Origin of the sequence: Anaerococcus vaginalis ATCC 51170 (assembly GCF_000163295.1) — a bacterium.
In the GTDB taxonomy this organism is placed as follows: domain Bacteria; phylum Bacillota; class Clostridia; order Tissierellales; family Peptoniphilaceae; genus Anaerococcus; species Anaerococcus vaginalis.
Genome location: NZ_GG700527.1, coordinates 1,214,961 through 1,239,729 on the forward strand (window position 1 = coordinate 1,214,961; position 24,769 = coordinate 1,239,729).

General features: G+C 28.8%; 24 protein-coding genes, 1 tRNA gene and 1 other annotated feature (1 of these 26 running past the window's edge). Of the genes, 4 read left to right on the forward strand and 21 right to left on the reverse strand.

The window, feature by feature from the left end:
* Positions 1-4: 4 nt before the first annotated feature.
* The 10 genes from HMPREF0078_RS05810 to HMPREF0078_RS05855 form a co-directional block, all read right to left on the reverse strand.
* The gene (locus tag HMPREF0078_RS05810) at positions 5-1,576 is read right to left on the reverse strand and encodes an ASKHA domain-containing protein (RefSeq protein ID WP_004839199.1); all 1,572 of its coding nucleotides are present in this window, start codon (positions 1,574-1,576) and stop codon (positions 5-7) included.
* A complete protein-coding gene (locus HMPREF0078_RS05815) occupies positions 1,566-2,222 on the reverse strand; it encodes a corrinoid protein (RefSeq protein ID WP_004839200.1) in 657 nt (218 codons plus the stop codon). The genes HMPREF0078_RS05810 and HMPREF0078_RS05815 overlap by 11 nt, the downstream gene beginning before the upstream one ends.
* Positions 2,223-2,996: a uroporphyrinogen decarboxylase family protein gene (locus HMPREF0078_RS05820; protein WP_004839201.1), complete on the reverse strand. Its 774-nt coding sequence runs from the start codon at positions 2,994-2,996 to the stop codon at positions 2,223-2,225.
* A 281-nt stretch (positions 2,997-3,277) separates the two neighbouring features.
* Positions 3,278-4,453 (reverse strand): NAD(P)-dependent malic enzyme, encoded by a 1,176-nt coding sequence (locus tag HMPREF0078_RS05825; RefSeq protein WP_004839202.1) that lies wholly within the window; start codon positions 4,451-4,453, stop codon positions 3,278-3,280.
* Between the two features lie 10 nt (positions 4,454-4,463).
* Entirely contained in the window at positions 4,464-5,822 is a 1,359-nt protein-coding gene (locus tag HMPREF0078_RS05830; protein ID WP_004839203.1) for a class II fumarate hydratase, read from the reverse strand.
* 14 nt (positions 5,823-5,836) lie between these two features.
* Complete coding sequence (locus HMPREF0078_RS05835; protein WP_004839204.1) at positions 5,837-6,745, reverse strand: LysR family transcriptional regulator; 909 nt, start codon at positions 6,743-6,745, stop codon at positions 5,837-5,839.
* An 8-nt stretch (positions 6,746-6,753) separates the two neighbouring features.
* A complete protein-coding gene (locus HMPREF0078_RS05840; protein WP_004839205.1) occupies positions 6,754-7,470 on the reverse strand; it encodes an aspartate/glutamate racemase family protein in 717 nt (238 codons plus the stop codon).
* Between the two features lie 2 nt (positions 7,471-7,472).
* Positions 7,473-8,777 (reverse strand): dicarboxylate/amino acid:cation symporter, encoded by a 1,305-nt coding sequence (locus tag HMPREF0078_RS05845; protein WP_004839208.1) that lies wholly within the window; start codon positions 8,775-8,777, stop codon positions 7,473-7,475.
* A 31-nt stretch (positions 8,778-8,808) separates the two neighbouring features.
* Positions 8,809-10,227, reverse strand: a complete 1,419-nt coding sequence (locus HMPREF0078_RS05850; RefSeq protein WP_039920566.1) for an aspartate ammonia-lyase — start codon at positions 10,225-10,227, stop codon at positions 8,809-8,811.
* A gap of 423 nt (positions 10,228-10,650) precedes the next feature.
* Positions 10,651-10,740 (reverse strand) — tRNA-Leu (locus HMPREF0078_RS05855).
* 84 nt (positions 10,741-10,824) lie between these two features.
* Here HMPREF0078_RS05855 and HMPREF0078_RS05860 point away from each other — a divergent pair.
* Positions 10,825-11,532, forward strand: a complete 708-nt coding sequence (locus tag HMPREF0078_RS05860; protein ID WP_004839210.1) for a glycerophosphodiester phosphodiesterase family protein — start codon at positions 10,825-10,827, stop codon at positions 11,530-11,532.
* A gap of 19 nt (positions 11,533-11,551) precedes the next feature.
* Here HMPREF0078_RS05860 and HMPREF0078_RS05865 read toward each other — a convergent pair whose 3' ends face one another.
* From HMPREF0078_RS05865 to HMPREF0078_RS05905, 9 genes are all read right to left on the reverse strand, one after another.
* Positions 11,552-15,811: a 2-hydroxyacyl-CoA dehydratase gene (locus HMPREF0078_RS05865; RefSeq protein ID WP_004839211.1), complete on the reverse strand. Its 4,260-nt coding sequence runs from the start codon at positions 15,809-15,811 to the stop codon at positions 11,552-11,554.
* A 313-nt stretch (positions 15,812-16,124) separates the two neighbouring features.
* The gene (locus HMPREF0078_RS05870) at positions 16,125-16,730 is read right to left on the reverse strand and encodes an isochorismatase family protein (protein ID WP_004839212.1); all 606 of its coding nucleotides are present in this window, start codon (positions 16,728-16,730) and stop codon (positions 16,125-16,127) included.
* On the reverse strand, positions 16,715-17,638 hold the full coding sequence (locus tag HMPREF0078_RS05875; RefSeq protein WP_004839213.1) for a TIGR01212 family radical SAM protein: 924 nt from the start codon (positions 17,636-17,638) through the stop codon (positions 16,715-16,717). The genes HMPREF0078_RS05870 and HMPREF0078_RS05875 overlap by 16 nt, the downstream gene beginning before the upstream one ends.
* A gap of 84 nt (positions 17,639-17,722) precedes the next feature.
* A complete protein-coding gene (rpsR, locus tag HMPREF0078_RS05880; protein WP_004839214.1) occupies positions 17,723-17,947 on the reverse strand; it encodes a 30S ribosomal protein S18 in 225 nt (74 codons plus the stop codon).
* A gap of 16 nt (positions 17,948-17,963) precedes the next feature.
* Complete coding sequence (locus HMPREF0078_RS05885; protein ID WP_004839215.1) at positions 17,964-18,491, reverse strand: single-stranded DNA-binding protein; 528 nt, start codon at positions 18,489-18,491, stop codon at positions 17,964-17,966.
* The gene (gene rpsF / locus HMPREF0078_RS05890; RefSeq protein ID WP_004839216.1) at positions 18,492-18,776 is read right to left on the reverse strand and encodes a 30S ribosomal protein S6; all 285 of its coding nucleotides are present in this window, start codon (positions 18,774-18,776) and stop codon (positions 18,492-18,494) included.
* A 98-nt stretch (positions 18,777-18,874) separates the two neighbouring features.
* Positions 18,875-19,807 carry a P1 family peptidase gene (locus tag HMPREF0078_RS05895; RefSeq protein ID WP_004839217.1) on the reverse strand — a complete coding sequence of 311 codons (933 nt, stop codon included), beginning with the start codon at positions 19,805-19,807 and terminating at the stop codon, positions 18,875-18,877.
* A 36-nt stretch (positions 19,808-19,843) separates the two neighbouring features.
* On the reverse strand, positions 19,844-20,518 hold the full coding sequence (locus tag HMPREF0078_RS05900; RefSeq protein WP_004839218.1) for a beta/alpha barrel domain-containing protein: 675 nt from the start codon (positions 20,516-20,518) through the stop codon (positions 19,844-19,846).
* Between the two features lie 19 nt (positions 20,519-20,537).
* Entirely contained in the window at positions 20,538-21,590 is a 1,053-nt protein-coding gene (locus HMPREF0078_RS05905) for an alpha-amylase family protein (protein ID WP_004839219.1), read from the reverse strand.
* Between the two features lie 252 nt (positions 21,591-21,842).
* Between HMPREF0078_RS05905 and HMPREF0078_RS05910 the strand changes: the two genes are divergently transcribed.
* Both HMPREF0078_RS05910 and HMPREF0078_RS05915 read left to right on the forward strand, forming a co-directional pair.
* The gene (locus HMPREF0078_RS05910; protein ID WP_004839220.1) at positions 21,843-22,118 is read left to right on the forward strand and encodes an autorepressor SdpR family transcription factor; all 276 of its coding nucleotides are present in this window, start codon (positions 21,843-21,845) and stop codon (positions 22,116-22,118) included.
* A complete protein-coding gene (locus HMPREF0078_RS05915) occupies positions 22,108-22,749 on the forward strand; it encodes an SdpI family protein (protein ID WP_004839221.1) in 642 nt (213 codons plus the stop codon). The genes HMPREF0078_RS05910 and HMPREF0078_RS05915 overlap by 11 nt, the downstream gene beginning before the upstream one ends.
* 69 nt (positions 22,750-22,818) lie before the next feature.
* Here the strand turns inward: HMPREF0078_RS05915 and HMPREF0078_RS05920 are convergent, their stop codons facing one another.
* Both HMPREF0078_RS05920 and HMPREF0078_RS05925 read right to left on the reverse strand, forming a co-directional pair.
* The gene (locus HMPREF0078_RS05920) at positions 22,819-23,217 is read right to left on the reverse strand and encodes a phage holin family protein (RefSeq protein WP_039920734.1); all 399 of its coding nucleotides are present in this window, start codon (positions 23,215-23,217) and stop codon (positions 22,819-22,821) included.
* 83 nt (positions 23,218-23,300) lie between these two features.
* Positions 23,301-23,786: a coiled-coil domain-containing protein gene (locus HMPREF0078_RS05925; RefSeq protein ID WP_004839223.1), complete on the reverse strand. Its 486-nt coding sequence runs from the start codon at positions 23,784-23,786 to the stop codon at positions 23,301-23,303.
* Positions 23,787-23,885: 99 nt separating this feature from the next.
* Between HMPREF0078_RS05925 and HMPREF0078_RS05930 the strand changes: the two genes are divergently transcribed.
* Entirely contained in the window at positions 23,886-24,440 is a 555-nt protein-coding gene (locus HMPREF0078_RS05930; RefSeq protein ID WP_039920569.1) for a DUF3783 domain-containing protein, read from the forward strand.
* A gap of 152 nt (positions 24,441-24,592) precedes the next feature.
* Positions 24,593-24,769: a binding site (T-box leader), on the forward strand (it continues 33 nt past the right edge of the window).

Genomic DNA, 24,769 nt, shown 5'->3' on the forward strand with positions numbered 1-24,769 from the left:
CTCCTTAAAATTGCATTGCTTTCGCAAATTTTCTTTCATAATTTTTACTTGTTGCAAGGTCCAAATAAGCTATATTTTGGGCTAAATCTTCCATTTCTTTAATAATATCTTCATTCATCAATGCCATATAGGCTCCGATTAGGGAAGAATTTCCAACATATCTTATCTTTTCTTCTACTTTTTTTGGCAAGATGCCAACGCCTGTCAAATCTTCTTTTTTTAGATGACTTCCAAAGCCACCTGCTATTATTACAGAATTTAAATCTTCTATATTTATATTTTCTTTTTCAAGAAGAATTAAAAATCCTGATAAAATTGCTCCTTTTGCAAGCTGAACCTGCCTAATGTCTTTTTGACTTATATAAATATTTTCCTTTGAATCTAAAATTATAATTCTTTTTTTATTTTCATCTTCTCTTATAAAATTTTTCCTATAATCATCTTTTTCTAATTTTTCTGGATCTAAAATCCTTCCTCTTTTATTTACAAAATCTTTCTCAATGATTTGAGCTACTAAACTTAAAAGTCCACTCCCACAAATTCCTACGGGCTTTTTATTGTCTATTGTAGAAAATTTTATATTTTCATCTTGAATTTTTACTGAGTCAATAGCCCCGCTTTCTGCTCGCATGCCACAAGAAATATTCATCCCCTCAAGGGCGGGACCTGCCGCAGTTGACGTTGCGTAAAGTTTATCCTTTGTTTTTAAAACTATCTCTCCATTTGTTCCAATATCGATAAAAAGTGTATTTTTTTGATTTTTTAAATCCGTCAAATATACCCCTGCTACAATATCACTTCCAACAAAAGCTGAAACATTTGGAAGAGTATAAATTTTTGCAGAAATATTAAGACCAAGGTCTTTGGAATTAATTTTTAAAGAATTTAAAAATTTTGCCTTGTAAGGAAATTTCCCAAAAGATTTCACATCTTCGCCTACTAGCATGTGAAGCATGGTAGTATTTGCTCCAATTACAAGTTTTTTAATTTGACTTCTTTCAATTTCGTTTTTATTTACAAGCTCATCAATTAAATTATTGATACTTTTTATAATTTCTTCTTGAAGTAAATTTTTACCATTTTCATTTTCATATTCAAAACTAATTCTTGTCATGACGTCAAGTCCATATTTTACCTGAGAATTTATAGAAGAATTTTTATCTATAATTTCCCCAGTTGATAAATCAACCAAGTAGATTGCAAGACTTGTAGTCCCAATATCAAGACAAAGACCAAAACCTTCATGAAATTTCATTTTAAAATCAGGAATTTCCCCTAAGTCCAAAATTTTAAAATCTAGAAAATTGCTGATAGTTTTAATTTTAAGGTCAGTTTTAGGAAAACTTAGGCAAGCTAGTCGAATCCCTGAATTTATCTCATCATCGCTTAACAAAGATTTTTCTAAAGATGTGATTGGATTAAGACTTCCCTTTAAAATTTTAATTTTACATTTTCCACAAGTCCCCTTGCCGTTACAAAAATTATCGATTTTTATATTATTTTCAAGTAGACTTTCTAGGATATTTTTTCCTTTTGAATCAATAATTTTATTCAAATTTTCAATTTCAATTTTCATGATTTTTAATTAAACTTTTTGCAACCTTTACTGCCTCATTTGCATTTTCACTGTAGGCATCAGCTCCAATATCTTTTGCAAAACTTTCAGAAACTGGACCGCCACCAACCATTACAATAAATTGGTCGCGAATATTTCTTTCATTTAAAATATCAATTACTTTTTTCATATTTGCCATAGTCGTTGTCATAAGTGTTGACATCATAATAAATTGAGCATCATTTTTGATTGCCTCATCAACAAATTTTTCACAAGGAACATCCTTGCCCAAATCAATCATTTTAAAACCATTAACTTCAAGCATCAATTTCACAAGATTTTTCCCAATATCATGAGTATCGCCTTCAACAACTCCAATAACAGCTGTGGCAAGGTTATTTTCTCCGTAGCTTTCAATTTTTTCTTTCAAAACATCAATGCCGTTATACATAGCATCCGAACAAATTAATAAGTCTGAAATAAAATATTCTTCCTCTTCAAAAAGTCTTCCAACTTCATTCATCCCCTTAATTAGTCCATTAAAAATAGCTTCCTCTGGATCATAACCTTCTTTTAAATACTCACGGCACAAATCTCCTATTTCCTCATCTTCCATTTCAACAACCATTTCTGCCATTTTATCAAGATATTCTTTTTGACTAGTCATCTATTCCTCCTTCAAAATTATTTTATTTACACTTTTAAATTTTTTATCTGCCAAATTCAAACACCTATCTCCAAGCAATGTCTTATTTTCATATAAAATATCTATATATTTTTTAGGACTTTCATATTCAATAGGAAAAAATTCCGCCTTTTCTAAATCAACAAGGATAAGGCTTGATTTTGGACAAAGATGAAAGGTAAATGGATTTTCTTTTTGCAAAATTCTTATTTCTTTTAAAAATTTAAGCAAAAAATCATCCACATAATTTTCTACTTCTCTTGGTCCAAATAATTTTATATCCAAAATGCTTTCAGCAAAACTAAAAATTGTAATTCCCATCTCTTGCATTTTCTTAATATATTCAAGATAAATTTCAATAAATTCATCGTAGAGAAAAATCAAATTTTCCCTATTTTTTCTCATAGCCCTCATTATCTTTTCTATTCCCAAAAGATTATCCAAAATAGCAAGAGGCCCTCTCATTTCAATTACAGTTTTTTTATTATCAATAATTTCTATGGATTTAACCATTGCCTTGTATTCTTCTTTTTCATAATTCATTTCAAGTTTCACATCTTGAATTTTTTCAAAAATCGGATTTGCCTTGATTCCATTTTCAAATTCAACTCCCAAACAAAGAGAAATCATAGGAAGAAGTGGCAAGGAAATAAATTTTTCTCCACAAGCATAATCTGCCATTTTATTTGGATTTAATAAAATATCATAGCTAATAGGTTTTTGTGGATTGTCGATACATTTATAAGATCTAATCATAAAATCCCTCTCCAAAATCTGCACAAATTATTAAAAACAAAAAAATTAATGACTAAAATAGTTTCAAAATTTGATTTTAACTAAAATAATCATTAATCACATACTACATACCTAATTTAAAATTTAGATATTATTTATATTAATTTATCATTTAGGAAAACATTTGTCAAGTTGATGGCTTTAAATTGATTTTTTAAAAATAAATTTTCACAAAAAAATTCTCCCTCTTAATTTTAATAGGGAGAATTTAATTTATTTTTGCTTAAAATATTTAATTATTTTTATTTTTGAGAAATTCCTTCTTCTCTTGCACATTTTGCTACAGCTTCTGCAACAACATCAGCAACTCCTAAATCAAATGCTGATGGTATTACGTAATCTTCTGAAATTTTTTCATCAGGAATTAAACTTGCAATAGCTTCTGCTGCCGCAACTTTCATTTTTTCTGTAATTTTTGTAGCACGAACTGACAAAGCTCCTTTAAAAAGTCCAGGGAAAGCTAAAACATTATTAACTTGATTTGGATAATCGCTTCTTCCTGTTCCAACAACTCTTGCTCCTGCTTCTTTTGCATCTTCATAAGTAATTTCTGGATCTGGATTTGCCATAGCCAAAACTATTGGATCACGTCTCATAGATTTTACCATTTCTTTGCTTACTTTATTTGGTACAGAAACTCCTACAAAAATATCAGCGTCTGCCATCGCTTCTTCTAGTGTTAAATTTTTATTTTCTTTGTTTGTTTCTTTAGCAAGTTTGTTGTATAAATCTTTTGAATATTTTTCGTCTTCTCTTAAAATTCCTCTAGAATTAAAAGCATATATGTCATTAATTCCAAAATCATTTAACATTCTTACAATTGATGAGCCTGCAGCTCCAACTCCTGAGATGACTACATTACATTCTTCTGGCTTTTTATTTACAAGTTTTAAAGAATTTATTAAAGCTGCAATTGTAACTATTGCTGTTCCGTGTTGGTCGTCGTGAAAAACTGGAATATCTAATTCTTCTTTTAATCTTGTTTCAATTTCTATACATCTTGGAGAAGAAATATCTTCAAGATTTACTCCGCCAAATGTTGGTGAAACTTGTTTTACAAATTTAATTATCTCTTCTGTGTCTGTTGTATCAATTACAAGTGGAACTGCATTAAGTCCGCCAAATTTTTTAAACAAACAAGCCTTTCCTTCCATTACAGGAAGTGCTGCTTTTGGCCCAATATTTCCAAGTCCCAACACAGCTGTTCCATCAGAAATAACTGCAATTGTATTTGCTTTTCCAGTATAAACGTAAGCGTCGTCTTCGTTTTCGTGGATTTTTTTACAAGGTTCAGCAACTCCTGGAGAATATACTAAAGATAAATCATCTTTGTTTTCCAATTTTGTTTTTAATTCTGTTGAAATTTTTCCTTGAATCTCTTTGTGTAAGTCAAGTGCTTTTTCTTTTAGATTTTCCATTATTTTCTCCTTATACCATTTTTTCTGGTTTTACTATTTCATCAAATTCTTCATCGCTTAAATATTTTAATTCGTGACAAGCTTGTTTTAATGTTAAATTATTTTTATAAGCATATTTTGCAATTTTGCTTGCCTTATCGTATCCAATATGTGGAGATAAACTTGTTACAAGCATAAGAGAATTTTCTAAATTTTTTGCAATATTTTTTTCATTTGCAACAAGTCCTTCTAATAATTTTTCCCTAAAACATTTTAATGATTTAGACAAAAGTGTAATTGAATTGTCCATTGAATGAATTATCAAAGGCATGTATGTGTTTAGCTGTAATTGGCCTTGAGTGTTTGCCATTGAAATTGCAAAATCATTTGCCATTATTTTTATACAAACCATAGTAATTGATTCAACTTGAGTTGGATTTACTTTTCCAGGCATAATTGATGAGCCTGGTTCGTTTGCAGGAATTATTAACTCACTTATTCCACATCTTGGCCCACAAGATAAAAATCTTATATCATTTGCAATTTTATAAAGATCTGTCGCAAGAGCTTTTATTGTTCCGTGAACATTTACAAGAGCAGATTTTGATGATAATTGGTAAAATTTATTCTCATCTGATTTAAATTCAAAACCATAAAAATCTGAAAGCTCTTTTGCCATTTCATTACCAAATTCTTTTTTTGCATTTATTCCTGTTCCAACAGCAGTACCACCTATAGCAAGGTAGGTCAATTCTTCTTTTACTTCTTTTAAAACTTTCAAATCTCTTTCAAGGCACACTCGCCAAGCAGAAATTTCTTGAGAAAGTTTTAAAGGAGTTGCATCTTGAAGATGAGTTCTTCCTGTTTTTATTATATTTTTATTTTCATCTTCCAATTTTTTAATTGCATCAATTGTTTTTGGTAATTCTTCTAATAATTTTTCTGATAAATTTTTATAAGTTGAAAGATGCATTGCTGTTGGGAAAACATCATTTGAAGATTGGCTCATATTTACATGGTCGTTTGGATGAATTATTTTTTCATTTTCATTTGCAATATGGCTTATAACTTCATTGACATTCATATTCGTTTGAGTGCCAGAGCCTGTTTGCCAAACTGTTAATGGAAATTCATTGTCGAATTCTCCCTTTAAAATTCTATCGCAAGCTTTTACAATCAATTCTTTTTTATTATCATCTAATTTTTTTTCTTTATTATTTACAATAGCAGCACATCTTTTTATACTTGCTATTGCCATAATTTGAGAATGTGGCATTTTTTCAACTTCTTGAGGAAAATTTTCTAAGGATCTTTCAGTTTGTGCTCCCCAAAAATGATTAGCTGGAACATTTACTATCCCTAGAGAATCTTCTTCTTGTCTGTATTTCATTTTTTACCTCGATTTTAAAATTCTTCTTTAGCGTATCTTTTTAACCTATCTATAAATATTTTTGCAATAGTTTTTAATTTGTGATTTTTGGAATAATTTATCATAGTAGTTCTTGATGATAAGCCTTCTTTTAATTTGAAATATATAAGGTCATCCTTCTTTTCTTTTAGCATTTTTTCAGGCAAAATGGCAAGGCCCATATTTTCTCTTACACATTTTTCAGCTATAAAGATTGAATCTGTTTCTAAAACCGTATTTAAAGAATTTTCTGTAAATTTATCAAGCTCTTGGTATTGCAAAATAAGATTTTGTCCTTTTTTCATTCTTATAATATTTTGCCCTGCAAGTTTTTTGGCACTAATTGTTTTTACTTTTCCTTTGCCTGACAAATCATTTTTTAATTTATTTTCTTTTGACATAGCCAAATATACATCTTCTCTATAAAGATTTATGCTTTCCAAATCATCAAACATATCAGTTTCATAAGTTATTGAAAAATCACACAAACCATTTAGGGCAAAAGTGTTTAACTGATTAGTTTTAGCTTCTAATAAATTTATTTTTATTCCTGGATAATCTTCATTAAAATCTTTTAAAACTTTTGATAGAAAAAAATAAGTTTGATAATCGGTAGAACCAATTGATAGCTCTCCGATTTTTAACTTATTTATTTCTTCAATTTTTAAAAGAGTATTTTCTTTTAATTTTTCTATATCTTCAAGGGACTTTTTATAAATTATGCCAGCCTCAGTAAGTTTTATAGGTTTAAAATCCCTATTAAATATTTCAACTCCCAATTTTTTCTCAATCCTAATTATGTGTTGGCTTAAAGCTGATTGGGAAATATAAATTTTTTTTGAGGCTGCAGTAATAGAACCATATTTTAAAATAGCTCTAATATATTCCAAGTCCATCTCTGACATATTTGCTCCTAAATGTCTATATTTTTTTGAAGTTTAAGTCCTAACTTCAAACTCTCATTTACCAATTCTTTTTCACTATCTATTAATGGATAAAGATTTGAATTTTCATCTTTGCTATTTATATATGAAGCTTCTGTGCATCCTATAATTATATAATCGCATCCTTGATCCATCATTTCTTTCAAAGTGTTGTGGTATCTTTCAAAATTAATTGTCCCTTTTTCTTTTACATCACCATAAAGACATTCATTTATATTATCTTGAATTTTTCTTGATGAAACGAAAGCCTTATGAGAACATCTTTCTATTATGTTATTAAATAATTTACTTTTTATCGTTCCTTCTGTTGCAAAAATTCCAATTGTAGAAGGCTTTTTGATTTTATTTAATTTATTTTCAACAAGCTCAATCATATTTATGATTGGTTTTTTTGTTAATTTTTGTAAATCATCATAGAAAAAATGTGCTGTGTTACAAGTAATCACGTAAAAATCTGGATTTAATTTATCAACACTTTCTATATCTTCTTTTAGAAAATCAAATGGATTTTCTTTTGATTTTTTTAATATAAAGGAAGTCCTATCAGGAATTGTGGCGTGATTTACCACCAAATAATTTAAATATTCTTGATCTGAGCTTGGCTTATAAGCTTCATTTAAATCATTTAAAAAATTTGTTGTAGCCAAAGTTCCCATTCCTCCCAAAATCACAAAGAAATTTTTCATAATTAAAAATCAACCTCTTCCATTTCTGGTTTTTCATCAGATAAATATCTATTTTTATCTAATAAGTTTTCTTTAGTTGCAGAAACAAATGTTGACACAACATCTCCTGTTACGTTAAGTGCTGTTCTAAACATATCTACAATTCTTTCAACACTCATAATTAAGCTTACGCCTTCTACTGGAAGACCTACTGATGAAAGAACCATTGATAGCATTATCATTCCACTTCCTGGAACTCCTGCTGTACCAATTGATGATAAAACCGCTGTTAATACTACTGTAACTAAATTTCCAAATGTCAAATCTATTCCATAAGCATTTGCTATAAATATTACTGCGCATCCTTGGTATATTGCTGTACCATTCATGTTGATTGTCGCTCCTAGTGGAATTGTAAATGATGAAATTTCTCTAGGAACTCCAAGTGTATCACATGATGAAAGTGTTAATGGTATTGTTGCATTTGATGATGCTGATGAAAAAGCAAAGGTATAAACTGGGAATACTTTTTTCAAAAAATGACTAGGACTTGTCTTTGATGTAATTACAATTAATGGAATGTAAGCTAAAACTACCAATATTACCATTGAGCTTAATACTGATCCCAAAAATGTAAGAAGTGGTCCTACTATGCCAAGTCCAATATCTGTAAATGTTCTTGCTATTAGAGCAAATACTCCGATTGGAGCAGCTTTCATAACTAAAGCTGTAACTTTCATCATAAAATCATTGCCAACATTCATAAAATCTTCTAATAATTTTAATTCTTGACCAAATCTTCCTATAACTATACCAGACAAAAATGCCCAGAAAATTACTTGGAGCATATCTCCGTTTGCCAAAGATTCTATAGGATTTTTTGGAATTATATTTACCAAAGTTTCAATTAGTGTTGGGGCTTCTTTCGCATCTGCTGTTGGTGCTGCTGATTTTGTAGCCTCAGCAAGATTCATTCCAACGCCTGGTTTTAATAATTTTGCTATGAATAAGGCTATGGCAATTGCAAGTGCAGTAGTTATCAAATATAAAACAAGAGTTCTTATAGCAACTCTTCCAAATTGTGAAACATCTCTCATTTGCATAACGCCAGTACCAATTGAGAAAAATACAAGTGGTACTACAAGCATTTGTAATAATCTAACAAAGCCTTGACCAAATAAGAAAAATACTCCATCAATCAAAACAGATTTTTTAAAAAATCCGTCGGGTACTATATAATGAAGTCCTATACCTACTACAAGACCAATGAGCATTGACAATAATATTTTTTTAGTTGCGCTCATTTTTTTATTTTCATTTGTAGTCATCTTATCCTCCTAATATTTATCATCTAAAAATTTATTTTTCTTCCAATTTGTCCTCTTCTAAGATTCCAGGTGTAATCATTTTTTTGAAATCTAAAATCTTATCGAGTTCATCTTCTCCTAATAATTTTTCTTCAAGAACAATTTCTCTTACAGTTTTTCCACTCTCTTGTGCCTTGTGTGCAATCTTACTTGATTTTTCATATCCAATATGTGGGGCAAGGGCTGTAACAAGTCCTACACATTGTTCAACTTCTTCTAATAATAATTCTTTATTAGCAGTTATACCATCAATACAATTAACTCTTAATGTATAAATTGCACCCTTTAAAGCTCTTAATGATTCAAAAAGTTTATAAAATATTACAGGCTCAAAAGCATTAAGTTCAAGTTGTCCAGCTTCAACTGCCATTGTAACAGTAGTATCATTTCCACAAACTGCAAAAGCAACTTGGCTTACAACTTCTGGGATTACAGGATTTACTTTTCCAGGCATTATTGAAGAACCTGCTTGTCTAACTGGTAAATTAATATCGCCAATTCCTGTTTGAGGACCTGAAGACATTAGTCTTAAATCGTTAGAAATTTTTGAAAGTGAAACCGCAAAAGTTTTTAAAATTGATGAAGCATATAAAAATCCGTCCAAATTTTGTGTGCCATCAACCAAATCTTCTGCTTGTTTTAAATCAAGACCTGTTACATCTTTTAAAACACCAACAATTTCTTTTACATAAGTTCTATCTGCATTAAGACCTGTTCCAATTGCAGTAGCTCCCAAATTTACATTTGATAATTCATCAATAGCTTTTTGAATTCTCTTATAATCTCTTTTAATTACAGAATGATAAGCATTAAATTCTTGACCTAAACTTATAGGAACAGCATCTTGCAATTGAGTACGACCCATTTTGTAAACATCTTTAAATTCATCCGCTTTTTTTTCAAAAGATTTTAAAAGTTTTTCACATTCATCTTTAAGTTCAATAAAATATCTAACAAGAGCAATCTTTCCACTTGTTGGAATAACATCATTAGTTGATTGACCCTTATTTACATCATCATTTGGATGAACCTTATCGTAAACTCCAAGGCCTCCACCAAGTTTTTCATTTGCAATATTTGCAATAATTTCATTAGTATTCATGTTATAACTTGTTCCAGCTCCACCTTGAATTGGATCAACAATAAAATTATCCCTATATTCTCCAGCAAGAATTTTATCACAAGCATAAACAATAGCATCCTTTTGGTCTTTTGAAATTAAATCTAATTTTTCATTTTCAAAAGCTGCAGCCTTTTTAACTTCAACCATAGCATCCAAAAATTTATCATCAGCTTTAAGACCTGTTATTGGAAAATTTTCCTCAGCTCTTTTGGCATTTGCACCATAATAAGCATTTTCTAAAATATCCATTTCACCAACAGAATCATGTTCTCTACGAAACTTAGTCATTATTTCCTCCATTAATTCACTAAGCGATTTTCAATTTATAATTTCAAATCACTTACAATTATAATAAATATTAGTAGCTTTTTTCAAATATAATTATATAGAAAACGTTTTTAATAGTAAAATTATTAATTTATAATCGCAACCATAAGTCAAAACTTATAACATCTATATTTAAAGTGCTAGACTTCATAGAAATTTGAATTTTTTAAAAATTTTTTTCAAAAATACATTAAAAACAAAAATAAAAAAACATTTTCCTTTTAGATAAATTTATAACTATATATTTTCGTAAGTTGCTTATTAATTTTAAATTAAAACTCAACTCTTTCTAAAAATTTTATAAGAAAAATCAAAAAATATATTTTAAAAACGAAAATTTAAAAATAAACACAAAAAAAGCACTCGCTTTTGAGTGCATAAATTTGGTGCAGGATAGAAGATTTGAACTTCCACGTCCTAAAATCGGACACAAGATCCTTAGTCTTGCGCGTCTGCCAATTCCGCCAATCCTGCGAGTACTTAAATATAATACCAAGTTCTAAATATATTGTCAAATATTTATATTTTTATTTTGGGTATAAATTACTAGGAGGCTTTATGAAAATTATTGCGCACAGGGGCTTTTCTTCCCTTTATCCAGAAAATACTATGCTTGCTTTTAAAAAAGCTTATGAAATGGGTGTTTATGCTATTGAACTTGATGTTCATTTATCAAAAAATAAGGAATTAATTATAATTCACGATGAAAAAATTGATAGAACAAGTGATGGTTCTGGTTTTATAAAAGATCATAGCCTAGAAGAATTACAAAAATATTCTTTTTCTTACAATAAAAATTTTGAAAATATAAAAATTTCTGATATTGATGAATATTTCTCTTATTTTAAGGACAAGGATATTATTACAAATATTGAAGTAAAAACAAATGTGATTGAATATAAAAATATCGAAAAACTTTTGATGGGGAAAATTTATGCTTACGGCCTGGTCGATAAAATTATTATTTCTTCTTTTAATTTAAATTCTTTAAAAAGAATTAGAGAAATTGATACTGAAATTCCCCTAGCCTATTTGACTAGCAAAAAAGTTGATAATATAAAAAGTATTTGCAAGGATTTAAATTTGCAATATTATCATCCAAAAAATACTGCCGTTAGTCAAAAAGAAATTATTGATTTAAAAAATATGGGAGTTTTGACTAATATTTGGTTTTCAAATAAAAAGGAAGATTATGAAAAATTAGAAATTTTAAATCCCAATGGAATCATCACAAATCATGTTGAAAAATTTATAAAAAAAATCTAGCAAAAACTGCTAGATTTTTTTATGCTTTTACATTTTCTTTTAGATTTTCTCTTGCTTGGCTCATCATTAGTTTTACTCTATTTATTTGATTTACTTCGCTTGCACCTGGGTCGTAGTCTATTGCTACTACGTTTGCTTGTGGGTAAATTTCTCTGATTTTTTTCATTACTCCCTTGCCTGTGATGTGGTTTGGTAAGCAACCAAATGGTTGTATGCAAACTATATTTGGTGCATCTTGATGAATTAATTCTATCATTTCGCCTGCAAGTAGCCAGCCTTCTCCTGCTTGATTACCAAGACTTGTAACTTCTTTTGCAAAAGTCTTTACGTCATTTATATACACTGGCTCATCAAATCTTTTTGAATTTCTTAAAGCCTTTCTTATTGGCTTTCTATAAAATTCTATTGTGTTTATGGCTGTTTTTCCAAAAAATGCTGTCATTGGACTTTTGCCATATAAATCTTTTTTTATTTGTGTGTTTGCAAGACAATACATAAAAAAGTCTGTTAAATCTGGAACTATTACTTCGGCTCCTTCTGCTTCTAGTGTATCTTGCAAATGGTTGTTTGCTTCTTTTAAATATTTTACAAGAATTTCTCCAACAATTCCTGCTTTTGGTTTTTTTATATCTAAAACTTCAATCTCATCAAAATCTTCTACAATATCGTTTATAATTTTTCTGTAAGATTTTGAACTCATTTTTACAATATTATCTCTACAAATTTCAATCCATTTTTCTTTCAATTTATCTACAGAGCCTTTTTCTTTTTCATAAGGTCTTGTAGCGTTTGAAACTCTATTTATTAAATCTCCCAATAACAAAGCTCTTAGTGAATTTACTAGTAAAGGAATATTTGAAACTTTTTTTAAATCAAAGCCTGAGTGTGATTCTATTCCTTGAGCTGATAAGGCAATAACTGGAATTTGTGGATAGCCAGCATCTTTTAAGGCTTTTCTAATATATCCTACATAATTTGATGCACGACAAGCTCCTCCTGTTTGAGTCATAAGAAGCGCTAATTTGTTTGGGTCATATCTTCCAGAATTTACAGCTTCCATAAATTGACCTACAACTGTAATTGAAGGATAACATGAATCATTATTTACATATTTTAATCCATTATCTATTACTTTCTCGTCAACTTTATTTAAAAATTCTATTTTGTATCCATTTCCATTAAAAAGTTTTTCCAAAATTTGGAAATGCTCTCTTGCCATTTGTGGGGCAAGAATTGTATAGCCTTCTTCCTTCATTGCCTTTGTAAATTCATGATTTTCATAAGAAATTTTATCTTTTCTTTTTCTTAAATGAAGGTCTTTGTCATCTTGTTGGTCTAGTGCTTGAATTAATGATCTAATTCTGATTTTTACAGCTCCAAGATTTGAAACCTCATCAATTTTTAACAAGGTATAAATTTTTCCGTTTGCCTCTAAAATATCTTGAACTTGGTCGGTTGTTACTGCATCAAGTCCACAACCAAATGAATTTAATTGAACTAATTGAAGGCAAGGATCTTTTCCTACAAATTCTGCCGCTCTGTAAAGTCTTGCATGATAAGACCATTGGTCCAAAACCCTTGTTTCTTTTTCCAAATCTTCTGTTGAATAAGCAAGGGCATCTTCTGATAAAACTGGAATTCTCATTGATTCAATCAATTCTGGTATTCCATGATTTATTTCTGGATCAATATGATAAGGACGACCTGCAAGAACGATGGCTTTTTCTTTATTCACATGAACATATTCTAAAATTTCCCTACCTTTTTTTCTTATATCTTCATGGTAGTCGGTTTGTTTTTGCCAAGCATTTTTTACAGCATTTATTATTTGATTTTTCTTCAAAACATATCCATCATGCTCATATCCTTCAAAAATTTCAACCAGCCTATCTCCAATAATTTTTTCAGATTCAAATGAAAGATATGGTGCTAAATATTTTATATTTTTAAGTCCATCAACATTATTTTCAATTACATCAGGATAACCTGAAACAACTGGACAATTCATGTGATTTTGTGCCTTATCAAATTGCTTGTACTCATAAAAAATTGCAGGATAAAAAATCATATCTATATTTTTTTCTAGTAAATTTTCTATATGACCGTGGGCAATTTTTGCAGGATAGCAAGCAGTTTCTGATGAAATTGTTGCAATTCCTTTTTCATAAATTTTCCTGTTTGATTCATCTGACAAAATAACATCAAAACCTAAGGAAGTAAAAAATTCATGCCAAAAAGGATAATCTTCGTACATATTTAAAACTCTTGGTAGTCCAACTTTTCCAAAAATATTTTTCTCCCCCAAAGTTTTCCTATCAAACAAAAGTTTGTTTTTAAATTTGTACATATTAAGATCTGCCAAAGTTTCTTCTTGTTTTACTCCAGCTCCTCTTTCGCACCTATTTCCTGTTATAAATCTTGATCCGTCTGGGAAAATATTTATTTGTAGGGAACAATTATTTGTACATCTTCCACACCTTGCAGATTTTTGTGTATAGGTAAAATTATCTATTTCATTTTCTGATAAAATTTTGGAATGGCCTGTTGATTTTTCTTTGGAAATCAAAGCCATGCCCATAGCCCCCATAAGGCCTGAAATTTCTGGTCTTGTTACACTTCTTGATGATAACTTTTCAAAGGCTCTTAAAATTGCATCTCCATAAAAAGTTCCACCTTGAACAACTATATTTTTCCCCAAAGATTTTGGATCGCGAACTTTTATAACTTTTTGGATGGCATTTTTTATTACGGAATAACAAAGTCCTGCCGCTATATCAGAAACATCTGATCCTTCTTTTTGGGCTTGTTTTACCTTTGAATTCATAAAAACTGTACATCTTGAACCCAAATCTGCTGGTTCTTTTGCAAAAAGAGCTTTTTGTTGAAATTCTTCTACAGAAAGACCGACGCTTGCTGCAAAAGTTGATAAAAATGACCCGCAGCCTGATGAACAAGATTCGTTTAATTGGATTGAATCTATAATTCCATCACGAATGTGCATAGCTTTCATATCTTGTCCGCCAATATCCAAAATAAAATCTACATCTGGATTGAAAAATTTTGCCGCAGAATAATGGGCTATAGTTTCAACTTCGCCGTTGTCAATGTGGAGAGCATTTCTAATAAATTCTTCCCCATAGCCACAAATTCCTGATGAAACAATTTTTGCTTTTGCAGGAATTTTTTTATAGGCATCTTTTAACATAGAAATTACAACTTCAAGAGGTTTTCCCAAATTCATCCTATAATCTTGGTGTAAAATTTCATTGTCTTTGCTGATTAAAACAATTTTTGAGGTGGTTGATCCTGCATCAATTCCAAGAAAAATTTCTCCTTCATAATCTTCAATATTTTTATATTTTACAAGATTAGTCTTGTGTCTTTTCTTAAATTCTCCGTAGTCTTTTTCATCTTCAAAAAGCCTATCCATTTTCTTGGTCATTTCCATATCAACTTTTTTATCTTCTTCCAAAGATTTTATAAGAGATTTGTAAGAAATTGGCTTTTCATTTTCAGATAAAATTGCAGCACCCTTTGCCACATAAAGCTCTGCATCTTCTGGAATATAAAAATTATTTTCTTCTTCGCCCAAAGTTTCAATAAATCTATCTCTTAAAGCCTTCAAAAAATGAAGTGGTCCTCCTAAGAAAGTTACATTTCCCTTTATTGGTCTTCCACAAGCAAGATTTGAAATTGTTTGGTTTACAACTGATTGAAAAACAGAAATTGCTATATCTTCCCTGCTTGCCCCCTGATTCATAAGAGCTTGAATATCAGTTTTTGCAAAAACCCCACAACGACTTGCTATTGGATAAATTTTTTTATAATTTTTACTTAATTCATTTAAACCTTTAGCGTCTGTATCAAGAAGAGCTGCCATTTGATCAATAAAAGCACCCGTTCCACCAGCACAAATTGAATTCATTCTTTGCTCAACAGAGCCTTTGAGGTAGGTTATTTTCGAATCCTCGCCCCCAAGTTCTATTACAACATCAGTTTGAGGAATAAATTTTTTTATAGCTTTTGTTTCAGCAATAACTTCTTGAACAAAATTAATGCCTAAATATTTTTCAACAAACATTCCACCAGAGCCTGTAACATTTACGGTAAGATAATCATCTTTAAATCTGTCATAGGCCTCCATCAAAACATTTGTAACTGTTTGTTTTACATCTGATTTATGTCGTCTATAAACTGAATAAAGAATGTTAAAATTTTCATCAGTAATAACAATCTTCACAGTCGTAGAACCGACATCAAGTCCCATATGTAAATTCATACATTTTCCTTTCCTATATATTAAAATATTTAAATACAAATAGAATAAAAATATCTACCTTATATATTTTATTATAAATAAAGTCAGATACAAGCAAATAAGTCGGTTTTATCAATTAAATTATATAAAATATTTTTTGTAAACTTATTGCAAATTTACCTAATATTTTTAACAATTTTAAAACACAAAACACCAAACTTGTATCAATATATAATAAGATAAAAAGAAAAATTCATCAAGGATTATTTAGAAATTATTTATTATAAAAAAAAATAAAAATAAGCACAAAAATAGCCTTCATAAGAAGGCTAAATTATTTTCTTAAATTTTTTACCATTTTAGAAATTTCTTTAAAATTTTCATCTTTTGCATCACTTGCCAAATCGAACATCAGCATTTCCGTATTTACAAGGCTTGCTCCCATATCAGACATAGCTTTTAATCCTAAAGATTTTTGTTTCTCATTAAAGCTTGAAACTGCATCTTCAACTACAAAAACTTTGTAGCCTTCAAATAATAATCTTCTTACTGTTTGATAAACACAAATATGAGTTTCTGCTCCTGTAATTATTACATTTGTGATTTTATTTTCTTTTAAATAAGAAGAAACTTCATCTGTTATTGCATCAAAGCTTGTTTTTGAAAAAATATTCTCATCATCAAGATTTTCTTTTATTTCATCTACGCTTTGTCCAAGTCCTTTTGGATATTGTTCTGTTGCAATTTTTTTAATTCCGTACATTTCAAAAACTTTTAATAGACAAGCTGAATTTTTAATTATTTTATCAGATTCATAAATTGCTGGCATCAATTTTTCTTGCAAATCAATTACCAATAAAAGTGTATTGTCCTTGTTATCATAAGTTTTTTTATTAAAATTATAACCTTCTATAAAAAAGCTTCCTATTTCTCTTTCCATAAATCCCCCTGATTTTTATTTAAATCTTTTAATTTTTTATCAATTTTAGATAAAACTTTCGCCTTATTTTTTGACCAAATCGGCCAAACAATTTTATCACGACGTCCATCTCCGGTTAGTCTTTGGACAATTATATTTGGATTTAAATACTCCAAAATAAGTATAACATAATCGACAAACTCATCCAAAGTCATAGTAAATTCATTTTGATTTTTCAAATAATAATCATAAATTCTAGAACCTTTTTCTATATAAAGATTGTGAATTTTAATTGCCCAAAATTCTCTTTCGTTTATATAAGAAATAGCTCCAAGATAATCATTCAAATCTTCGTTTGGAAGACCAATTATAAGATGAGCCAAAGTTTTTATATTTTTTTCTTTTAACTTCAAAAATCCCTCATCAAATTCTTTGTGAGAATATCCTCTGTTTATAAATTCAATAGATTTTTCATTTACAGATTGAAGACCAAGCTCAACAATTAGAAAAGTTTTTTTATTTAAATCATCTAAAAGCTCAATCACTTCATCTGAAAGACAATCCGCACGAGTTGCAATAGATAAGCCCATGATATTTGGATTATTTATAGCCTTATAAAATAATTTTTTAATTTTTTCAAAATCTCCATAGGTTGATGTAAAATTTTGAAAATATGCCATGTAGCCTTCTTTTCTTTTTGGATTTTTTAATCTTTTTATTTGATAATCAATTTGCTTATTCAAATCATCGTATTTTGTAAAATCTCCAGCTCCATTTTCTGAACAATAAATACAACCTAATTTTGAAATTTTTCCGTCCCTATTTGGGCAAGTAAATCCTCCATCAAGGGGAATTTTTATTATTTTTTTATTAAATTTTCTTTTAAAATAGGAATCCACATCCCTATATCTTTTTTTATTTATTTCCATAATTTTATTTTACTTTTATATAAAAAAAAGACACCTTTTGGTGCCTTTGCTTGCTTATTGAAAGTTTATATATTCTATTTATCTTTAATTATCTTCGTATGGCAATAAAGCTACTTGTCTAGCTCTTTTGATTGCTCTTGTAATTTCTCTTTGATGTTTCGCATTTAGTCCTGTAACTCTTCTTGGAAGGATCTTTCCTCTATCAGAAACAAATCTTTTTAGAGTATCAATATCCTTGTAATCTATTACTTTTGAAGGGTCTTTGACAAATGGATCGACTTTTTTTCTTGGTCTGAAATTTCTACGCATTTTATCCTCCTAAAATCTAGAAAGGAATTCTTCCGTCGTCTTCAATTTCTGTAAAGTCATCGTCAAAAAAGTCATCATTATTATTCATGTTTTGATTGTTATTTTGTTGGAAATTATTTGAATTATTGTAAGATCTTTCTTGGTTCATATTTCCAAAACCATTATCTTGGTTCATTGGATTGTTATAATTTTGATATTGACCATCTGATCTTGATTCTAAAAATTCAACTCTGTCTGCTACAACATCAGTTGTGTAGACTGTTTTTCCATCTTTATCTTGGTAAGAACCTGTTTGGATTCTACCATCTATCGCACATTGATTTCCTTTTTTTAGATATCTTGATACATTTTCAGCTTGTACTCCCCATACTGTTATACGTGGAAAATCAGCTGTTGGACGATTCATTGATTCCATTTCTTGTCTTTTTTGTTTACTTAAACCTCTATCAACTGCTAAAGAAAAACTAACAACTGCTTGCCCAGATTGGGTATATCTTAAATCTGGATCTTTTGTGAGTCTTCCTATAAGAAAAACTTTATTCATTTAGTCCTCTTTTCTGATTACCATGTATCTAAGAATCAAATCAGATATTCTAAGTCTTCTTTCAAATTCTTTGATGTGGTCACCACTAGCTTTAAAATCAACGATATAGTAATATCCTTCTTTGATATAGTTGATTTCGTATGCAAGTTTTCTTTTTCCCCAGTCATCTACAGATTCTACTTCTCCACTTTCAGCTATAATGCCTTTGAAGATTTCTAAAGATTTATTTCTTTCTTCATCTGAAACTTCTGGTTTGTAAATCAATACTGCTTCGTAGTTATTCATCTATTTCACCTCCCTTTGGTCTTTGACCCCGATCTTTTGTCGGAGTAGAGAATTCTTATCTATGTTACTATAAACAGTTTTAAAAGTCAATTATTTTCTCAAATAAATTCACAAGAATTTTCTATATTAGAAAAATAAATTGCATTTGCAATCGCACGTGCCATAACCTTTGCCCCAAGGCTTCCCACAAGATTTATATCAGCATCAACCTTATTAGTCGCAAGGGAGAAAATTGTATCTCCATCCATCATTGTATGAACTGGTCTAATCGCTCTGGCATAGCCGTTGTGAGTCATTGAGGCGATTTTTCTAAGCTCAGTTTTAGAAAATTTTCCATTTGTTGCAACAATTCCAATTGTTGTGTTCAAAGAATTTTTTTCAGATATTTTTTCTAAAACTTCAAGAGTTGGAATGAATTTATTATTTTTTAAAATTCCTGCAATTTGTTTATTTTCTTCATCGTCAAAAATATCCCCCATAGCATTTACTGCAACTATTGCAGAAAATTTTAAATCTCCAAGACAAATTGTTGCAGATCCAAGTCCTGATTTCATAGAAAATTCTTTTCCCAAGGCCTTTCCAACTGTAGCTCCAGTCCCCGCTCCAATTATTCCTTGACGATTTTCATCAAAACTTGCATTTTTATAAGCATCACTTCCCATTTTTTTGTCTGGTCTAATTTTATAAGATTTATAATCCAAATCGTACAAAATTGCTTGGGGAACTATGGGAACAATTCCGCTTGGTACCTTAAAACCAATCCCATCTTTTTCTAACTCTTCAACAACTCCAATTGAACCTGCAAGGCCATAAGATGAACCACCAGATAAAACAAGAGCTGAAACTTCACTTACAGTATTTACAGGATTTAAAAGATCAGTTTCACGAGTTCCAGGACCTCCCCCTCTTACATCAACACTTGCAGTATTTCCCTTTGGAGGAATTAAAACCGTAAGACCAGTTCCTGCATCAAAATTTTGAGCATGACCTACTTTTATTCCTTCAATATCTGTTATGTAGCCCTTATACATTTTTTCTCCTTATTAAAATATTAAAAAATATAAATCCTACTTCCTATACCTATCCATCATTTCTCCAAAAACTTCTGCTGATGATGGTGCTGTGTAGGAAATTGCATTTGCTCCTGCGTCAATTGTTTTTTTAATTGATTCAGATTTGCTTCCACCTGTCGCTATAATTGGAAATTTATCTCCAATTATTTTTCTAATTTCAGCGACAAGCTCTGGAGTTTTTGGTCCGCCAGATACATTTAAAATTTCTGCGCCAGCTTCTATTTTCCCCAAAACATCGTCTTTAAATCCAGTTACAGTTGCAATCACTGGTATGTCTACAAATTCTGAGATTGCTTTAATATCTTCATTTGGAATCGGAGAATTTACAACAACACCATAAGCTCCTTCAAGCTCTGCATCAAAAGCAATATATTTTGATCTTGCTCCTTGAGTTGTACCTCCACCAACACCAATAAAACATGGAACTGATGCAGTAGAAATAATTGATTGAGCAATTGTATTTTGTGGAGTGTAAGGATAAACTGCCATAATAGAATCTGCATTAGTATTTCTAATTATGGCAAGGTCTGTTGTAAATAAAAGTGATTTTATTCTTTTTTCATAAATTTTTATTCCACTTGCCTTATAAATTTCTTCAGGCATTGTTATAAAAGATTTTCTAAGTTTTGAATGTACTTCTGGTACAAATTTATTATTTTTTTCAACCATTCTTATCTCCTTTTATAAATTATTTTATGTAAGTTTCAAATACAAAAGATTCATAAGCTCTTAAATTAATATTTTTTACTATAGTTCGTTTGGAGATATTTCCAATTACAAAATTTGATTTTCTTATATCAATAAATTTTGGCAAATCAACTATTATATCTTTTTGACAAAGATTATTTAAAATCACAAGAGCTTTTTTCCCATCATAAAACATATAAGAAAGAACATCTTCATCCTTTAATTTAATAGGAAAATATCCACTTCTAATTATATCAAGATAATCATATCTTACCAAAAAAATCTTCCTATAAAAATCAAATATTTCCTTTCTTATCCTAGAGTCAATTTTGTCTAAATAATATAAAGTTTCTTCCCCTTCTTTAATAAAAATATCATTTTGCCTTATTAGTGTAATAATAGCTATAAGTTTTGCTGATATTGTGTAAAAATGTTTAAAGTCCAAAAAATTAAGACAAGAAAAATCAAAATCATCATTTAAAGAAAATATGTTTGAATTTTTATTTTCATTTAAAATAAATTCTTTCAAATTTTCATTTTCCATACTTTTATAAGATAAGTCTACAATTTTACAAATATTTTTATATTCTTCCCCATTTTTTGTATTTACAATTAAAATCAGATTTTTGTAAGATTTTTTCAAATATAAAAGGACTTCCCTAAAATTTATTTTAGAATTTTTACAATCATCAAATAAAAATCCATCAACCCCCTTATCAATCCAAAAATTTAAAATTGCCAAAATATTTTTCGCTTCCATTTGCCCATTCATTTTATTTATATCAATCCTTAAAATTATAGACAAAGAAAGCTCATGACACAATAAAATTTCTCCTACAAAATCTCTAGTTTGCCCCAAATTTTTATCAACTTGCGAATAATCAAAAAAATTCTTTTTATCCTTTTTAAAAATATCTTCTATTATCAAACAATCAATCCCAAGAATTTTTGCAAGCATAAATCTTTTATCAAGATCATAAATATCCACAAAACCCAAATCTGATTTATCTTTATTCAATTTTTTTGGATAGGTTCTATAAAAAATCTCAGCCATAATTCTCCTTATTTATATATTATTATATTTACAATGCTAAAATATTCAAAAGTCTAGTAATCAGTTTAATTGTCATTGGAAATAATTTTTTAAAAAAATAAAAAATTCTTAGCTTTTAAAAATTTTAAAATAATTTTAAGTTAAATCTATTTAGATTTTTTTCGAAATAGATTTGACTTTTTTAATTTTACATTCTATAATAAAAATAGCTATTTAGATAATTATCAAAATAGATCGAAAGGGAGTGATAAATTGTTTTCTGATACTTTTAAAGCTTTATCTGATCCGGTAAGAATTGAAATTTTAAATTTATTGAGAAAAAAAGGATCTATGAATGCAGGAGAAATTGCTGAAAATTTTGACTTATCAAAGGCAACCATCTCCCACCATTTAAAATTATTAAAAAATGAAGATTTAATTTATGAAACAAAAAAGAAAAATTTTATTTATTACGAGCTAAACACAAGTATTTTTGAGGATATAATGGCTTGGTTTGTGAAATTTAAAGGAGTAGAAAATGAAAAATAAAATTAAATTTAAAAAAGAAAGTGTAATCTCAGTTATTATTTCTATCTTGTTGTTTGCCCTTGTAAATTTATTATTTTACAAAAAAATGCCAGAAACTTTGCCTACTCATTGGGGATTCAATAACAAAATTGATGGCTATTCAAGTAAATTTACAACCCTAATAACAACTCCCTTGCTTTTGATTTTTTTAAATATTTTTTCTTGCTTTATGCTTGATAACGATCCAAAAAACAAAGACAAAAATAATTTTGTAATAACAATCGGCAAGGCAACAATTCCTTTGGTTATGCTCATAACTTTTGTAATCAGCGTTTTTTATGGGCTTGGAAAAAAGATCAATGTTATGGTAATTATTTCTATATTCGTAGGTTTTCTTTTAATTTTAATTGGAAATTATTTGCCAAAAACAAAAAGAAATTATACAGTTGGAATAAAACTTCCTTGGACTTTAAATAGTGATGAAAATTGGAACAAAACTCATAGACTAGCAGGATATTTTTTTATACTTGGAGGAATATTTTTCTTATTGACTCCCTTTATAGGAAATGAATATTTGATTTTTTTAACATTTATGATAATAGGAATAATTCCTGCGATCTATTCTTTTTATCTTTATAAAAATGGAGTGTAAAATATAAAAATATAAGTCAAACACAAAAAAAGCATTGAACGTAAAAGTCCAATGCTTTTTCTAAATCTTTTATTTTTCTTCTTTGAATTGTTCAAGAAGTATTTTTAATTTTTTAGGAATTGGCAAATCCATAGCAAGAGCATTTTCAAGAATTGAAAGTCCCTCATTTGCAATATAAAAAAATATTATCGAACTTCTTATCATAGCTTGGTTCTTAATCAAATTTTTATCGCAAATATTTGCAATTCCTACTATTATAAAAATCATAATTTTTTTCAAAATCCCTTTAAAACCTATTTTTGATGATAATTTTCTCTCAAATCCCGCCCTTATAATTCCTGAAACATAATCGCAAATTACAAAAGCTGTAAGAGAGTAAATGAAAATATCCAAATCTCCAAGAAAAAATCCTATTAAAGAGCCAAAAATAGTAAAAAAGATTTTTACTAAGTCCTTAAATTTATCCATACTTTCTCCTTTAAAAATTTTTTCCATAAAAAAATCACCTCCTACTTATAAATAAGTAAAAAGGTGATATTATCCCAAAATATTTAATTTTCAAAAGATTTAAGCTCAATATCTCTTTTGATTTTATTTATTTCCTTAGATTTTTCCTTAGTAAGTTTTTTAATAAGGGTGATAAGTTTTTTTTCGGATTTTTGAATATCCAATTTCTTTTTTCTCATATCAATCCTTAATTTCATATCAGAAAGAGCATTTCTAGGTCTTGAAAATTCGCTAAGCTTATAAGGAAGATCAAGAATACTTGCAAGATTTGGATCAAAAATCAATAAGTCAGCATGAAGTTTTAATAAAACATCTTGACTTCTATCAATCGATTTATTAATTACATTATTTTTATTTGATCTTAAAAAATCTCCAACAATATTTCGTCCAACAAGACCAGTAATAGAATAATCAGACGCCTTTCCCACTCTTATACTTGCTCTTTGCAAAACTCCAAGGGCTTCTCTCGCCTCATCAAGTAATTTATTAATTTCTTTTATTCTAGTATTTTCATAATTATAATCTTTCATAAATCTCTCCCCAAATTTTTCTCTTATTATATTATACCCAAAAGTGAGCAAAATAACTTTTTGGGTATAGTAATAATAATTAAAATAAAAGGAGATTTTATGGCTTTAATAATTTTATTTAATGCTAACGATATAGAAAAAGAAAAATTAAGAATTTTATGCAATAAAGAAAATGTAAAATTAAAAATAATTGGCATGGAAAATGTTGACCAAAAAGTTGGCTATCTTGCAGAAATTGATGGATTTGAAAAAATAGAATCCAAGGGAGAATATATAAAAGATTTTGATTTTACCTTTGCGTTTTTTAAAGACTTTGGAGAAAATGATTTGTTTCCATTTATAGATAAAATGAGAGAAAACGGCATTGTGATAGAACACAAAGCAGCAATCACTCCAACAAATATAAAATGGACACTTAGATATTTACTAGAAGAAAACGACCAAGAACACAAAACAATGCAAGTCGTAGAAGAAATAAATACCTACTTAGAAAAAGCAAGCAAAATAAAAGAAGAAAGTGGCAAAGAAAATCCAGAAATAGCAAAATCAGTAAAAGAATTAAACCACTACTTCCAAACAGCCGGCGAAAATTTCGATATAAAAATCGCAAAAGAATTTAGAGATAAAATTAAAAATTTGGTAGAAAATTTATAGGAAAAACTCTTAAATTAATTTATAAGAGTTTTTAATTTTAAAAATTCAATTATTTTTATAAAAATCAAAAAATCTTTGCTGCACTCTAAAAGTGAAATATTAAAATATTTATAAATATATTTGACAAAGTGTAAAAAACATGGTATTATCTTATCAATACGAAGAAGAGTTTAGTAAATTAAAAAATATTAATCCCAGAGAGGTTTCGTTTGCTGAAAGAAACTATGATATTTTTAATTGAATAGAGGCTTGGAGTTGGAAGTATAATACATAAGCTTCCCGTTGACTGCGTTTTAGTCTTACTAATGAGGCAAAATTTATTTTGCGAA